14 protein-coding genes, 1 tRNA gene and 1 pseudogene are annotated in these 14852 nt (G+C 42.2%); 11 read left to right on the top strand and 5 right to left on the bottom strand.

Annotation, left to right across the window (positions count from 1 at the left end; genetic code table 11):
* Positions 1 to 14 precede the first annotated feature (14 nt).
* The gene (locus tag NZ583_04790) at positions 15 to 674 is read right to left on the bottom strand and encodes a DedA family protein (GenBank protein MCS7280928.1); all 660 of its coding nucleotides are present in this window, start codon (positions 672 to 674) and stop codon (positions 15 to 17) included.
* A gap of 141 nt (positions 675 to 815) precedes the next feature.
* Between NZ583_04790 and NZ583_04785 the strand changes: the two genes are divergently transcribed.
* Together NZ583_04785 and rnc are read left to right on the top strand one after the other, a co-directional pair.
* Positions 816 to 2396: an AMP-binding protein gene (locus NZ583_04785; GenBank protein MCS7280927.1), complete on the top strand. Its 1581-nt coding sequence runs from the start codon at positions 816 to 818 to the stop codon at positions 2394 to 2396.
* Between the two features lie 7 nt (positions 2397 to 2403).
* Positions 2404 to 3060 carry a ribonuclease III gene (gene rnc / locus NZ583_04780; GenBank protein ID MCS7280926.1) on the top strand — a complete coding sequence of 219 codons (657 nt, stop codon included), beginning with the start codon at positions 2404 to 2406 and terminating at the stop codon, positions 3058 to 3060.
* Here the strand turns inward: rnc and NZ583_04775 are convergent.
* The 3 genes from NZ583_04775 to NZ583_04765 are packed head-to-tail and all read right to left on the bottom strand — an operon-like array spanning position 3037 to position 5452.
* Positions 3037 to 3888, bottom strand: a complete 852-nt coding sequence (locus NZ583_04775; GenBank protein ID MCS7280925.1) for an amidohydrolase family protein — start codon at positions 3886 to 3888, stop codon at positions 3037 to 3039. The genes rnc and NZ583_04775 overlap by 24 nt on opposite strands.
* Complete coding sequence (locus NZ583_04770; protein ID MCS7280924.1) at positions 3885 to 4622, bottom strand: ABC transporter permease; 738 nt, start codon at positions 4620 to 4622, stop codon at positions 3885 to 3887. Before NZ583_04770 ends, NZ583_04775 begins: the two co-directional genes overlap by 4 nt.
* The gene (locus tag NZ583_04765) at positions 4619 to 5452 is read right to left on the bottom strand and encodes an ABC transporter ATP-binding protein (GenBank protein ID MCS7280923.1); all 834 of its coding nucleotides are present in this window, start codon (positions 5450 to 5452) and stop codon (positions 4619 to 4621) included. The genes NZ583_04770 and NZ583_04765 overlap by 4 nt, the downstream gene beginning before the upstream one ends.
* 183 nt (positions 5453 to 5635) lie before the next feature.
* Here NZ583_04765 and NZ583_04760 point away from each other — a divergent pair, with 183 nt between their 5' ends.
* The 8 genes and pseudogenes from NZ583_04760 (at position 5636) to NZ583_04725 (ending at position 11848) form a co-directional block, all read left to right on the top strand.
* On the top strand, positions 5636 to 6076 hold the full coding sequence (locus NZ583_04760) for a hypothetical protein (GenBank protein ID MCS7280922.1): 441 nt from the start codon (positions 5636 to 5638) through the stop codon (positions 6074 to 6076).
* Between the two features lie 47 nt (positions 6077 to 6123).
* The gene (locus NZ583_04755; protein ID MCS7280921.1) at positions 6124 to 6522 is read left to right on the top strand and encodes a hypothetical protein; all 399 of its coding nucleotides are present in this window, start codon (positions 6124 to 6126) and stop codon (positions 6520 to 6522) included.
* A gap of 120 nt (positions 6523 to 6642) precedes the next feature.
* On the top strand, positions 6643 to 8457 hold the full coding sequence (locus NZ583_04750) for a VacB/RNase II family 3'-5' exoribonuclease (GenBank protein MCS7280920.1): 1815 nt from the start codon (positions 6643 to 6645) through the stop codon (positions 8455 to 8457).
* Between the two features lie 11 nt (positions 8458 to 8468).
* On the top strand, positions 8469 to 9209 hold the full coding sequence (locus NZ583_04745; GenBank protein ID MCS7280919.1) for a DUF72 domain-containing protein: 741 nt from the start codon (positions 8469 to 8471) through the stop codon (positions 9207 to 9209).
* Between the two features lie 26 nt (positions 9210 to 9235).
* A pseudogene (gene tadA / locus NZ583_04740) lies at positions 9236 to 9679 on the top strand (tRNA adenosine(34) deaminase TadA).
* Positions 9675 to 9768: transfer RNA gene (locus NZ583_04735), tRNA-Ser, on the top strand. The pseudogene tadA and the gene NZ583_04735 overlap by 5 nt, the downstream one beginning before the upstream one ends.
* Positions 9769 to 9999: 231 nt before the next feature.
* A complete protein-coding gene (locus NZ583_04730) occupies positions 10000 to 10311 on the top strand; it encodes a hypothetical protein (protein MCS7280918.1) in 312 nt (103 codons plus the stop codon).
* A gap of 1180 nt (positions 10312 to 11491) precedes the next feature.
* A complete protein-coding gene (locus NZ583_04725) occupies positions 11492 to 11848 on the top strand; it encodes a hypothetical protein (protein ID MCS7280917.1) in 357 nt (118 codons plus the stop codon).
* Between the two features lie 84 nt (positions 11849 to 11932).
* Here the strand turns inward: NZ583_04725 and NZ583_04720 are convergent, their stop codons facing one another.
* Complete coding sequence (locus NZ583_04720; GenBank protein MCS7280916.1) at positions 11933 to 13396, bottom strand: TRAP transporter fused permease subunit; 1464 nt, start codon at positions 13394 to 13396, stop codon at positions 11933 to 11935.
* A 1177-nt stretch (positions 13397 to 14573) separates the two neighbouring features.
* On the opposite strand from NZ583_04720, the gene NZ583_04715 reads away from it, so the two are divergent.
* The coding region (locus tag NZ583_04715) for a bacteriohemerythrin (GenBank protein ID MCS7280915.1) at positions 14574 to 14852 on the top strand (279 nt) is incomplete at its 3' end.

Below are 14852 nucleotides of genomic sequence, written 5' to 3'. Positions count from 1 at the left end.
AAGAATGTTGAAAACTAAAAATGAGCTTCCTTTGCCTTTGCCAAAAACCTGATCTTTACGTACTCGACGATTGCCGGAAGAAGAGAGATAATGATGATTGCTAGGATGACAAGCGAAAAATTGGATTTGACAATGGGTATGTTTCCGAAATAGTAACCAAGGTAGGTGCAAATTACAACCCAAGCAACTCCTCCCGTCACATTGTAGAAGAGGAACTTCGGGTAGTTCATTTTTCCGATTCCAGCAACAAACGGAGCAAAAGTGCGAACAATTGGAACAAAGCGGGCGATAACAATCGTCTTTCCACCGTACTTTTCGTAAAATCTTTGGGTTCTTTCGAGATGTTTTTTGTTTAAAAATCGCACATCTTCTCGTCTAAAAACTCTTGGCCCAAGGAGTGCACCAGCCCAATAGTTTACCGTGTCACCAATTATGGCAGCCAAAGATAGAAGGATTATAACCTTTTCCATATCCAGGGCACCCAACGCACAGAATGTTCCGCAAGCAAAAAGCAACGAGTCTCCTGGCAAGAAAGGGGTAACTACAAAGCCTGTCTCCAAAAAGACAATTAAGAAGAGTAAAAGATAAATCCAGGACCCGTATTGGGCTATTAGGGAGCCGAGATGTTTATCTATGTGCAAAACGAAGTCAAAAAATGCTCCTAGAAATTCCATCAAGGATTTATCGTATAACCAAAAGTGTAATCTGTCAATAAATAGAGGAAAGTGTCTGTTTTCTCTTGATTTGTCATATTCTTGCGTGCTAAATCAAAATCAGATTCGAAATTTTGCTTTAACTAATTGGAGGATAAAGTCATGCCTGATATTTACATTCATATAGGCGAAATCCTCGCAAGAAACGGTAGGATGTACCCAGATGATGTTGCCCTTGTAGAAAGAGTGCCGGCTGAAAAGAGACGTAGGCAGATAACTTGGTCTGAGTTTGACAGGCTAGCGAATAAATTTGCAAACATTCTGGTTTCAAAAGGGGTGAAAAAGGGTGATAGAGTAGTCCATTTTATGATGAATTCGCTCGAATGGCTCATATGCTACTTTGGAATTATAAGAACAGGTGCATGGGTTGCGCCGCTTAACTTCCGTTTTACTGCAGAAGACGTAAAATACTGCTGTGATGTCGCCGAACCTAGTGTTATAGTCTTCGACGAAGAGTTCACCCCGCGAATAGAAGCGATTCTAGATAAATTGCCCACTGTGAAGAGCTACATCTGTGTAGGAAAATCAGCTCCTCCCTTCGCGGAGTTGTACGAAAAATTGATGAGCGAGGCGTCTCATACGCCTCTTGCAACGGAAATCACCTATAGCGATCCCTGCGGTCTCTATTTCACGTCGGGAACAACGGGAAAGCCAAAACCTATACTTCTCACTCACAAGAACATGGTCTCCTCTTGTATCACTGAAAACGTAAGACAGAGAATGACAAAAAATGATGTATTTGTGCTTATTCCTCCCCTTTACCACACAGGTGCGAAGATGCATTGGTTCGGCGCATTCATAGTGGGGGGTAGGGGCGTTCTGCTTAAAGGTGTAGCGCCCGAATGGATTTTAGAGGCGATAAGCGAGGAAGGTGGGACCGTACTTTTTCTTCTTGTACCTTGGGCTCAAGATATCCTTCTTAAGCTCGATAAAGGTGAGATAAAGCTATCCGACTATAAGTTGGATCAGTGGAGACTCATGTACATAGGGGCCCAGCCTGTGCCTCCTGCTCTTATCCAGCATTGGAAGCGATATTTTCCAAACATGGAGTATAACACGGTTTATGGTTTGAGCGAAGCGACAGGACCAGGATGCATATACTTGAGTTCCGATGCCCTACATAAGATAGGCTCCATAGGAAAACCGGGTTTTAACTGGGAGGCAAGGATCGTTGATGAAAATGGAAACGATGTAAAAAGAGGAGAAGTTGGCGAACTAATAGTGAGGGGCGACGGGGTGATGAGGGAATACTATAAAAATCCGGAGGCGACAGCGAGTACCATCCGGAACGGGTGGCTTTTCACAGGGGATATGGCAAGGCAGGACGAAGATGGATTTATATGGCTTGTGGACAGAAAAAAGGACATAATAATCACAGGAGGGGAAAACGTTTTTCCGGTTGAAATAGAGAACTTTCTACACACCCATCCTGCAGTAAAAGATGTAGCCGCGATAGGAATTCCGGATGAGAGATTGGGAGAAGTAGTTGCGGTCGTTATAGATCCGGTGCCGGGCAAAGAGGTGACAGAGGAGGAAATCCTTAGATTCTGCGAAGCGCTTCCGAGATATAAAAGACCGAGGAAAGTCTTCTTTGGTGAGGTTCCGAGAAACCCAACTGGGAAAATAGAGAAGCCAAAGCTTCGAAAAAAGTACACCGGTATCGAGGAGGCATTTAAAATATAAGTCCAGCATGGACAGAATATCTGAGCTGGAAGAAACGATAAAGTACTCTTTCAAAAGTAAAGAGCTCCTCTTTGCGGCTCTGACACACGCTTCTTACTCGTCAGATCTTGAAAAGAGGATAGTAAATGAAAAGCTTGAATTTCTGGGGGATGCTGTTCTAAATGCTGTTATCACATTTATGCTTTACGAAAAGTTTAAGGAAAGGGATGAAGGATTTTTGAGTAACGCGAGATCATACCTTGTGAGGAGAGAAACCTTAACTGAGATAGGTAAAGATTTGAACCTGGAAAGATTCATAAGATGTGAGGAAACTATATCTCCCTCCGATTCGAAGGTCATATCTAACATTGTTGAGGCACTTATCGGAGCCATTTACTTAGATGGGGGGATAAGAAAGGTAAGATCTGTTATAAGGCGGTTATTCTCGCCATATTTCGATGAAGAAAGATTGAAGCAAAAAAACCCTAAAAACCTCTTACAGGAATATTCACAGAAACAATACGGAGTACTCCCAAGATACCGATGTGTCAAAAGAAAAAAGGGTGGGTTTTCAGTAACGTGCAAAATAGGAAACGAGTTGAGAGCAAAAGGTTTCGGACGAACAAAAAAAGAAGCGGAGATGAACGCTGCCCAGAATGTCCTAAAGCTTGTACTCGGTAACTGACGCCAAAAGTCTTTGGGCGTTTTTAAAAAGAACGAGTTGCCGTTTTTCTTCGCGTATCTTACGAAGACCGTCCACATACCGTGAGTACCTAAGCAAAGGAAAGTCTGATCCGAAAATAACCTTCTCTGAAATATAGTTGGCAATAAAGGAATATACCTCGTCGGTGTAAAGGTAAGGAGTAGCAGACATATCGTAAAAGACATTCTGGAAGAGTTCTTTTACCTCTGGCATAAATTCGTAGAAGCAGATTCCACCTCCCATATGGGCCAAAATAATTTTAAGATCTCTGTTTCTTTCAATGAACTTGTAAAGAGAGTTGAAATTGACGGACGTTTTTCCCGCATAATTATGCCCTACGGGTTCATTTACGTGGAGCACCAAGATGGCTTTCTTTTCTCTTAAGAAAGGAGCGATGGAATCGAGTAATTTAAAATCATTTACTCCAAACTCTCTGTCGTAAGAAGCAACTTCCCCAATTCCTACGGCACCCGCAGAAAAACATCTCTCTACTTCGTTTTGCGACCACTTCTCGTCATTCAGATCGAGCATTATAAACGGTAAAAATCTCCTGTCTTTTGAGACCGAAACTATGTAGTCGTTGCAAAGGTTTAAAAGTCCTTTATCCTTAAATGGAAAAGAAAGTATGGCGGCTACTGAGATACCTTCCTCATCCATGTAGCTTGTGAGGCCTTCAAGGCTTACAAGCTTTGAATTTTTTTTGCCGTAAAGGAGCGAAAAAGCAGGTTCTCTTTCCATTATCATCTCTTTTTTTCTGATGATCTCTTCCGGAAAGATATGAGTGTGAAAATCAAATATTTTTGAACTCACTCAGAGTAGTCCCTCACAAGTTTTACAGCCACCAAGAAGAAAAACAAGGTGTAAAGGAGAATCGTACCGAAAGAGAGAAGTCCCGAAATATCCAAACAGTCTTTCCGGATAAGTATGTTTGTGTGGGTGAGAGGCATAACGTATAATGCGGGTTTAAAGATTGCGGGGACTTTATCAACAGGAAAAAACGTTCCTGAAAAAAAGCCCATCGGAATTATGAGAAAGTTCGAGTAAGTCGCCGTATCTTCGTGGGATTTCGTGATCATACCGACTATTACGCCGAGGCTTGCAAACATAAAAGAGTTCACGATGAGAGCAAAACAGAATAACCAACTCAATCCACGGATACCACCAGTAAGATAGCCTACAACGATTATGAGAGAGGCGGCGAAGAGCCCTTTGACAACGCCTGAAAAAACGTGACCCAGAACGATGGATGTGGGACTTATTGGTGACTGTATAAGCATTTGAAATCCCTTGCTATAGAGCCTATTAAAATTTATGCCATTTGCTACCCAAGTGTAAGAGTTATTCATGGAACTTAGAGCGCAAAGCCCGGGTATTAAAAAACCTAAATAGTCATATTCACTGATTCTAAAACTCCTTCCTATACCAAGACCGAAAGCAAAAAGATAGATAATGGGAACTATGAGAGTAGAAAAGATGTATCCGAGACGCAAAAGCCGCCTTCTAAAGATAATCATCTCCCTTAAGAATATGGGGTACCAGCTCAATCTATTCTCTCCCCAGTGAGTTTGATAAAGACGTCTTCAAGGTTCGACTGTCTGACAGTAAACGGTGGACCCAACTTTTTCGCATTTGCGTAAGCTTCTTCCTCAGTCCTGAAAATTTGTTGGATGAGTCTACCGTCACCGTCGAGTTTCTCTAATACGAAATTTCCTACGGTACGCTTTAGCTCCCAAGGACTCCCTTCCGCAATTAGGCGTCCTCTATTTAAAATTCCGACCCTGTCACATAAAGTGTCTGCCTCTTCTATGTAGTGGGTGGTGAGAATAACTGTCCTTCCTTCCAACTTGGCTCTTCTTATTAAATCCCATATCTGCCTTCTTATTTGTGGATCAAGTCCTGTTGTTGGTTCGTCAAGGAATAAAATCTTCGGGTCAGAAATAAGAGCTCTAATCAAAAGAAGCCTTCTCTGCATACCTCCCGAAAGTTGGGAAACGTGATCATTTTTTCTCTCCTTGAGGTCGAACCGCTCTAATGCTTCTTCCACCTTAGCTTTTAAATTTTTAACCTTATGAAGCATACCGTATATCAAGAGGTTCTCGTACACGGTAAGTTCCCTGTCGAGGTTATTCTCTTGTGGGACACACGAGATGAGGCTTTTTACCTTTTCTGGGGATTTGACTACGTCAAAACCGAAGATAGTTGCTCTTCCGTAATCCGGTTTAGAGACAGTCGTAAGGATTTTTATTATGGTCGTTTTTCCGGCGCCGTTGGGTCCCAAAAGTCCATAAATTTCACCGCTTCGGATTCTGAAAGAAACCCCATTTAATGCAGATATCCTTCCGTAAGTTTTTGTTAGGTTTTCCGCCTCGATCACAAAAAAATTACACCACCAAAGTCCGAAAAAAGTAAAGTTTTTAGTCCTCCACCTTGAATATTAGGACCGAATGGGCAAAAATAAAGGTGAAAGATGGGCTGCGTAGTTTTAAAAACATGCCTTTTTTCGGAATATTCAACGTGGTATATACATCGTACCCGCGAAAAAATCGGAGGTTTCGGAATGAGAAAAAGGATAAAAGAGCAATTGATCATCCTAACTTTATTACTCAGTCTCTTTGGACTTTCTTTTGCAAAAGAAGCTTCTTTCACCCAAGAAGATAGGGAAAGACTCATAAGACTCGATGCTACGATTAAAGAATTCAAAGATGCTGTAGACAAAAGATTCGAACAAGTAGACAAAAGATTCGAACAAGTAGACAAAAGATTCGAACAACTGAATAACTTCCTGTACCTCCTCTCAGGGATATTCACTGCTCTGGTTGGAGTCGTAATAGCCTTGGCTCTTTGGGATAGAAGAACCATGCTCCGTGAAGCCAAAAGGGAAACCAGAGAGTACTTAGAAAGAGAAAGCCCTCTAAAAAGCATCCTTGAAGCTCTCAAAGAACTTGCCAAAGAAGATAGCAAAGTTGCAGAGATCTTGAAGAAGTATAATCTTTTGTGAAATGGGAAGCTAAAAAGAGATAAGAACGCTAAACTGGAGGCTTTCTAATGAGAAAAAGGATAAAAGAGCAATTGATCATCCTAACTTTATTACTCAGTCTCTTTGGACTTTCTTTTGCAAAAGAAGTTTCTTTCACCCAGGAAGATAGAGAAAGGATCATAAGACTCGATGTTACGATTAAAGAATTCAGAGATGCTGTAGACAAAAGATTCGAACAACTGAATAACTTCCTGTACCTCCTCTCAGGGATATTCACTGCTCTGGTTGGAGTTGTAATAGCCTTGGCTCTTTGGGATAGAAGAACCATGCTCCGTGAAGCAAAAAGGGAAACCAGAGAGTATCTAGAAAGAGAAAGTCCTCTAAAAAGCATCCTTGAAGCTCTCAAAGAGCTTGCCAAAGAAGATAGCAAAGTTGCAGAGATTTTGAAGAAGTATAATCTTTTGTGAAGGCGTAAACGATCATAAGATCGTGTTATCTCCGAAATTTTGAACTTTAAAGATCCATCCTCGTGGTTGGATCTCGTGTGGCGATCCCTCAAATGAAAGCTTGGCTAGGATGGCTGATTCATGTTATATACGTCGGATAGGAAAAAATCGATCACGAGGATTCGAAATATTAAGCGTAGATCTAAGAAATTAAAGAGACATAAAACAGAGAAAAAGACAAATAAAATCTTTACCGAACACTCTTTTTCTCCCCAGGAAAAAAAGAGAGAGACCATAACAGGTTTCATAAAAAAGGTCGGAAGTACATACACACTTGAGTCGGATGCGAAGCCGTACGCTTCGTATGTCATCTTAAAAAGTAAAGAAAAACTCATAGAGGAAGCTTTGGCGGTGGCAAGAAAACTAGATCGGGGATGTGAAATTACAAAGGTATTTCCCGCCATTTCAACACTCAATCAGATTAAAGAATTTGTAATTGCCAAATATGGGCTTCCAAGAAGGTTCGGAAAGAACGTAGAAGATGAGATAAAGCTTCTCGAAAGAAAAGTATCCACGAAGAATCGGATAGATCTTACGCACATAAGGCACGTCACAATTGACGGTGAGAATGCCAAAGATTTCGACGACGCGGTGTACGTTGAAAAAACTGACGGACATTACAGGCTCTACGTATCAATAGCGGATGTAGGAAGCTATGTCCCAAAAGGGTCGGCTCTGGACAAAGAAGCAAACATGCGTGGTATGAGCGTGTACTTTCCTGACTCAGTCATTCCCATGCTGCCTGCCGCCTTATCAGACGATCTATGCAGTTTAAAACCAAAAAAAAATAGACTCTGCTTCTCAGTGATAATGGAACTCGATAAAAAAGGTAACGTGAAAAGGACAAGATTTGAGAAATCGGTAATCAGAAGCGTAAAAAGGCTCACGTATGAAGAAGTGGAACTTGCGATCATAGAGAAAGACAAACAAGTGAGGAAAAGACTCAAAGGCATACTTAAAGATCTCGAATTGATGAAAGAACTGACTGAAGTTTTGTTAGAGAGAAGATCCGAAAGGGGTAGTCTTGATTTCGATCTTCCTGAACCTGAAATCATAATCGATCTTAAAGGTGCCGTGAAAAACATTTTACGGTCTAAGAGACTCTTTTCACACAGGATAATAGAAGAATTCATGATTTTAGCAAACAGAACTGTCGCAGAGTTTCTCGAAAGAAAAAAAATTGCTGTTCTCTTTAGAGTACACGAGGAGCCGGAACATGAAAAACTGAGGGTTTTTGAAAAGTTTTGTAAATCCTTTGGAATTCCTCTTCATCGGAACAAAAATGGTATAAAGCGGCTTCAAGCGATTTTGGAGAGTGCGAAAAACAAGTTCTACGAGTTTATTCTAAATAGGCTGCTACTTAGATCTATGAAGCAGGCGAAGTACAGTGCCGTAAACAGAGGCCATTATGGGTTAGGTCTTGTAAGTTACCTCCACTTTACATCACCCATAAGAAGGTATCCTGACCTTGTCTGTCATAGGATCTTAGAGGCAGTCATTTCCGGTAAAAAGAGTCCATACACGTACGAAGAACTTGACAGTATGGCAAGTTATCTTTCAGAAAGGGAAAGGATCATAATGGAAATAGAACGGGAAATAGAAGACAGGGTAAGAATTCTCTTTATGAAGGACAATTTGGGCGAGGAGTATTCTGGTATTATAACGCACATAGCTCCTTTCGGTTTTTTCGTCGAGCTCTTTGATGTATTCGTGGAAGGGGTGGTATTATTCTCTGACATGGTAGACGACCACTACGAGGTCAAAAGAGAAGGCACAGTATTTGCGGGAAAAAGGAGGAAAAAAATCTTCACTCTGGGTGATATTGTGAGGGTCAAAGTTGTCAGTGCAGACGTGGAAAGAAAAGTTTTGAGGTTTGTGCTTACTGGAAAAAATTAAATCGGGGGCTCATGCCTAAGATACTAATCGGTTCGAGCGGCTTTAACTATTTCGGATGGAGAAAGAGATTCTACCCTGAAGATTTGCCACAGCGAAAATGGCTGGAGTATTACTCGGGTGTTTTTAAGACAGTCGAGCTGAATGTCACCTTTTATCGGCTTCCCAAAGAATCGACGTTCAAAAGATGGTATAAAGAAACTCCGAATGATTTTTCCTTTGCCGTCAAAGGAAGCCGCCTCATCACTCATATGAAAAGACTCTCCGATATTGAGGAACCACTTCGGGCGTTTTTCAATAACGCCTCAGCCCTTGGTGAAAAACTCGAAATCACACTCTGGCAGTTTCCTCCCGGATTTCCGCTTGACTTAAAAAAGCTAGAAATTTTCATAAAACTACTCTCTTCCTTCAACGTGAGAGCAGCTTTTGAATTTAGGCATCCGTCCTGGATAAACGACGATGTAAGAAACCTGCTCGAAGAAAACAATTTCAGTTTTTGCAGCGCCGACTGGCCACCGTTTCTTGAAGAAGTCCCATTGACGGCAGACTACATTTATATCCGGAGACATGGTCATGGTGGCAATTACGCAACATGTTACACAGATGAAGAGATAATGGCAGATGCAGAAAAAATAAAAGAATATGCGAACCGCTCTAAGGATGTTTACGTTTACTTTAATAACGATGCTTACGCGTATAGCGTTCAAAACGCAAAACAGTTAATAGAGATCCTACGGTCACATAATTTGATTTAGCGCTAGAACCTAGGTATACTTTCTTTGTGGATGACAAAGCGTACATGGAGATTTGCGTAAAACTTGCTGAAGAAGCGTTTCAAGCGGGAGAGGTCCCAATTGGGGCTATAGTTGTGTCAGAAGACGGCCAGATTATCGGAAAAGGTCACAATCAGACGATAAGTCTCACAAAACCATATGCTCACGCGGAAATTGTTGCGCTTTCCTCGGCGACGGAAAGAATAGGGAATTACAGACTAATAGGCTGTACTTTATACGTAACAAAAGAGCCTTGCATCATGTGTGCCGGTGCTATTGTGGAATCAAGAATAAAAAGACTTGTTTTCGGGTGTTTCGACAAAAAAAGAGGTGCCTTTGGCTCGATGATAGATGTAAATAGTCTGCCCTTAAATCACAAAGTTGAAGTCCAAGGCGGCTTACTTAGAGAAAGGTGTGAAGAAATACTAAAGCTTTTCTTTAAACTCAGGAGAGGTACCGAAGTGGCCATAACGGGGCCGACTCGAAATCGGCTGTACGCGTAAGGCGCGTACCGTGGGTTCGAATCCCACCCTCTCCGCCAGACCGTTTTGTCGATAGGTCCTTTTTGCCTCTTTTCTAAGCCTAAAGGGTTTTGAAATCTTAAACGGGCTTGTCCTCTAGCTTTTTATCCGGACTATGATATCCCGAATGCGACTAATAAAACCTGAACCATATGACTTGGTTAGGTCTTTGCTGCATTTCCTTTGCAAATTGAAGAAAGTTTTGGAAGAGGACAAGAAAAAGAATAAACAGATCCAAACTTCCTCGCCTAATGCTAACTGGCTTTATGCTTTTAGGTCACATCTCGCTGGTGACACTTCCGTACAAGGTATTGCTCAGAAGCGAGATTCCTTTTTTCCCCAAAATATGGCTTGCAAAGAACAGAAAGAAGGTTGAACCTGGATGTGTTGCGGAGAAACGGCAAAAGCCCCATGAATGTGGGTATAACCTGACTAGAAGGCCAAAGGCTAACACGAGGGTCGCTTTAGAAGAAAAATTCCATAGACCTCGTGCGGGCCGGGCAAGATGTTGTCCCTTCGAAACACTGGGCCTACGCGCACAGAGCTACGAGTTGTTCCTTTGAGGGGACTTTTCTCAATCTTAGGGAAAAATTGTCTCTTATTTTCTTTCGTCGATACGGTCATGCAGTGTCTATGCCCAAAATGCTTAGAATATGCAACGGTTGGACTTTAAAAAGATAGCGAAAACGCATTTTTGGATCGCCTAGAACTGGCTCGGAAATAGATGCGTGAGCGTAACTGTTTATAACCTCTTAGCTGACAAGATATAGCCGGTGATCGAATACCAAGCCTTGTCAGTTACATAAGACTACTTTGAGGCAAACCTTTTCTTAGTTGTCGGTTTGACCGGGACGGAGGAATGGTTAGAACATGCCGTTGCGGAATTTACCGCAATTTGTAGCGCGTAATCTGGCGTTCGACACGGTACCGCCACATCCATTCGCTGGCTTGAGAGGATTACTTCGACACAATACCTATCGATCCACCTTCCCAGGTAACCGTCCTTACTCCGACTTGTTTTATATTGACTAAAACGGCCTTGATGATCTTTACTCGGCCGTCTTTGACGTCGGCTTCGCTCAAAAAAGAAAAAGTGGTGGTAGACTAAGTATCAAGTATAAGGAATTGGGACGGAACAGATGATGCGCCCGTTTGGGCCGATGCTCATAAAGGCATTTTACGATATCCACAGGTGCCAAAGCCATATGTTGTTGCTGTATCGATTTTTGTCCATAAAAGAACAAATGCTTCAAAGACCGTTATAAAGTCGCTGTTATAAGCACGCTTGTATGTACACCATCATGGCCAATCCATACTGAAATGGGGTCGGTTAAAAGCTAAAAAGTGCAGAAAAATCTGCCCAGTTCTGGGAAGAAGATATCCCGAGGATGAGTTTTTTAAAAGCACCGTCGGGCCCCCTTTAGAGAGGTCCCGTAAATACCTAATCTTGTGGAAAGTCATTTGGGAAAGATGTTCAAGTAGCAGAAACGTTAAGATACTGGTGGCTAAATTTGCCTTTTTCGAATCTTGGGTAAAACTCAACTGCATCGAGTAGATGGAGTGAAGGGATTTTACTTAATTGTTATCTGGCTAGTGTACGGAGAGAATACCGTGGTCAGACATAAATTTACTTACTACGGTCGGGACAAGCCGCCGATTGCTTATAAAGTGCGCGAATGGTGCTAGGGAGAATATTTTTGGAAGCTGGATTGAGGATTGTATCTGCTAAATCAAAGCCGAAAAGTGAAGCTTATATTTTGCTGGATTGCTGAAATCAGAAATTGTATGTCAGCGCCTCCCAGGAAGGAAGGGAAGAAGGTTTGTGCGATAAGGAATCCGGTGAGGGCTGATAGGAAACCTGAAAAAGACATGATTGTGCTAGGTTCTCAAGCTAAAAAGAATACCAGGGAATACGAATTGCACATCAGTATCCCTTTTGACAGGCTGTCCGATTTCGGTCGCGGTACGGTGATGCATTTTTGTCGGAATGGTACTGAAACGGGTAGTAACATTTCCTGGATGCGGAATGCGGAGGAAGAACCTGTCCGCACCACTAAAATAACGCAGAATGGAGCAGAAATCAAAGAGGAATCCCATTAAGTACCAAAAATCGGTAGAAACGTCGGTGAAGGACATTCCTTAAGGGGACTAAGCTTTCGATTTTGGAAACACCCACGGGATGTTTTAAGTCGTGTTCGATACACGGAGATTGAGCCATAGGTTGATACCCAAAAGGGCAAATGCAGGAATTAGCAACATATATTTGTCAAAAAAAAGTAGCATGCAGAAAAGCGAAGAAGCCGTCAAAGCAAAGGCACGCTGAAGTAAATCACATTTTCGAATAAAATGTCCAACGAATGCCACTTGAAGACTGAAAAGTCCAACAACTAGGGAAAGGACTTCTAAGATCTCAGCTTTAAGATCCACAGGCCTAAGCAGCAGAAGGCGACAGTACGGAAAAGCAAAGGGCAAAATGTAGGCAGCAAAAGCAGTCTTTACGGCTTCCATAGCGGTTCTTATGTAATTTGCTTGAGCTACTCTAGCTGCGATCAAGGCCACAACGGCAACGGGCGGGGTTAAAAAGGCAAAAACAGCAACATACATGACAAAAAAATGTGCTATCTCGAAAGGAACCCCAACTTTCACCAAGGGAGGCACAGCGAAAAGGGAAACTATGATGTAGGCGGTAAGGGAAAGTCCAACCATGCCGAGAATTATGCATACTGCCCAAATTATCAAAAGGGCGAAAAAAAGACTACCGCCTGACCAAACTTCAATTCCTGACGCCATTTTTACACCTAGACCGCTCGTGGTGAAAGTTGTTGCTATCATGCCAACGGCCGCAACGGATGACGCAATGCCCGCACCTGCTATGGCACCCTCTACCAGTCCTTTAAAAAGTGCTGTAAGACTCTTTTTAGTAAGAACAGCAAGTAATATCAAAGACACATTCGCCCAAAAGGCAACAAACATGACAGTACGTCCTGCGGCAAGAAGCGCAACTATCACGGTAAAGGGTACCAGAAACCAGAGTGACGACAAAAATAGCTTCTTCTTCGAAATAGCCGGACCTGAAACTGCTTTTCCAATCTGGAGTTTGCCGGAGAGGAGGTATACGTACATGCCACAGTTAAAAAAGTAAATAAGGGCCGGAATCACTGCCATTATGCATATGTAAGTGTAGGGGATTCCTGTTAGTCCCGCCATCCCGAAGGCCACCATGCCCATGATAGGTGGCATTATTTGTCCGCCGCTTACCGCGGCAGCCTCAATAGCGCCTGCCTGCTCAGGTGTGTATCCGTGTTTCTTCATAAGCGGTATTGTAAACGTGCCGGTGATCAGAACATTTGCAGCTCCGCTTCCAGTGACCGTCCCTACCATAGCGCTACTGACAACAGCCATCATCGCCGGTCCACCCCTGAGCTTCCGCGAAATGAGCCGAGCACACTCCATGAAGAAGTCTGTTCCACCGAGAGCTTGCAAGAGACATCCGAAGACGGCGAAAAGAAAAATGTAATTAGTCGAGATAGGGAGAAATTGGTATATTCCACTTTCCAAAGCTATGGCCAGTTTGGAAATGGTCTTAGACACTCCAAGAGAATGACAGTAAAACGGCTCTGGAAGAAGATGTCCGAGAAACGGTTGGATTATTTATCACAAATACGGGGAAAGGCAGAAACAATCCTAGCTCCCATCCGGTCGCCTTCAATGAGAGGAATATCAGAGCTCCCTCGACCACAAGGTTGAAAAAAAGTATTAAAGTATTAAAGTAAGCCCTGGTTTGAAGTCCTGCCTACTGTAGCTGAACGTAAAAGAGACAAAGAAAACCACATTGACAAATCGAATCGCGAGGGTTTTTTCTACTATACATTTACCCTTCAGGAAACTCAGGACAAATACCAATGTCAGCTTTCTTTTCTACGTCACTAGGGTTTGAATAAATATCTGCCGTGCGTCGGGACTTCACCAATAATTCCCGTTTTGGAAACACAGTGGTACGTTGAAGATGAGAGATCATTTCACGGTTTCCTTTTAGTCAAGTTTTGGTTCGACTTATTAAGTTGCTGTCCGTTAGTTCTCTAATGCGGGTTTTTTCCGAATTTTTTACAATCTAACCAATTGGTCTGTCACCTGTAAAAGTGAAAAAGACTAAGCAAAAGTTGGGCATTTTTTTATTCAGAGAAAAAATTGGAATTTTAAAGAGCTTGAAACCAAAAAACCTAAAAATTCCATCACTGCCTAAAAATCAATCAGATTCGATGAAGGCGAGGTACCCTTTTGACGAACTCGACAGCAGATGAGGTTTAAAACCTTCCGCGGAAGACCTTGCGGTACTATAAAAAATTGGCTTATTTTTGTCGTTAGAATTATCTCACTGCGTTCAATTATTTTTCAAAATTTTCCATAGTTCTGCTGGGCTCACTTTTGAGGCTAGTTTGTAGAAGACTGCACTTTAGGTGTGATGGCCAACTTTTTCCCTGTCGATCAAGTTTTTATCATGGACTCGGGTCACAATCGGTCCAACTATGAACAAAAAGATCTCAAAATAAGCTCTGATTCTTCTATTTTCCTAGGGCCTATCATTTAGACGACGAATCTAAAAAAGGTATTCTATTGAAAGCGATGCCAGTACGCCTACATCACTATCAAGTTGGCTTTGACGATGTAGTGCGTCATCTACACATTTTTTTAAAGAAGCAGCTACGTTTTATGTCGGTTCACGTTTCTAAATACCAGTCAAACTACGGACGGAGCCCTAGCGAGTCCTTAACTCTTTTCGTTTTTTGACGATAATAACCGAGAATTCTAGCAAAAGGAGGTATAAATGCCATTCATCGAGTGGACAGATAAAAACAAAACCAATGTCAAAATCTGTGACGAACAGCACAAGAAGCTATTTCAGTTGGTGAATGATCTCTTTGATGCCATGAAGGAAGGAAAAGCGAAGGAGATTATGGGAAAGATTTTGGGAGAGCTAATCCACTATACGGCATATCATTTTTCAACAGAGGAGAAACTCATGGAACAGTACGGATTTCCAGGACTTTTCTGGCATAGAAAAGAACATTTGGAATTGGCCGAGAAGGCAAAGAATTTAAAAGAC

This window comes from Thermodesulfobacteriota bacterium (assembly GCA_025062045.1).
Lineage (GTDB): Bacteria > Desulfobacterota > Syntrophorhabdia > Syntrophorhabdales > JANXAF01 > JANXAF01.
The sequence above is the reverse complement of the archived record's forward strand: the minus strand, read 5'-3'. Positions and strand labels throughout refer to the sequence as shown.

Excerpts from the sequence above, each read along its gene's own strand:
- NZ583_04790 (MCS7280928.1), bottom strand. The coding sequence starts at position 674 with ATGGAATTTCTAGGAGCATTTTTTGACTTCGTTTTGCACATAGATAAA.
- NZ583_04755 (MCS7280921.1), top strand. The coding sequence starts at position 6,124 with ATGAGAAAAAGGATAAAAGAGCAATTGATCATCCTAACTTTATTACTC.
- NZ583_04785 (MCS7280927.1), top strand. The coding sequence starts at position 816 with ATGCCTGATATTTACATTCATATAGGCGAAATCCTCGCAAGAAACGGT.
- NZ583_04760 (MCS7280922.1), top strand. The coding sequence starts at position 5,636 with ATGAGAAAAAGGATAAAAGAGCAATTGATCATCCTAACTTTATTACTC.
- rnc (MCS7280926.1), top strand. The coding sequence starts at position 2,404 with ATGGACAGAATATCTGAGCTGGAAGAAACGATAAAGTACTCTTTCAAA.
- NZ583_04750 (MCS7280920.1), top strand. The coding sequence starts at position 6,643 with ATGTTATATACGTCGGATAGGAAAAAATCGATCACGAGGATTCGAAAT.
- NZ583_04730 (MCS7280918.1), top strand. The coding sequence starts at position 10,000 with ATGCTAACTGGCTTTATGCTTTTAGGTCACATCTCGCTGGTGACACTT.
- NZ583_04745 (MCS7280919.1), top strand. The coding sequence starts at position 8,469 with ATGCCTAAGATACTAATCGGTTCGAGCGGCTTTAACTATTTCGGATGG.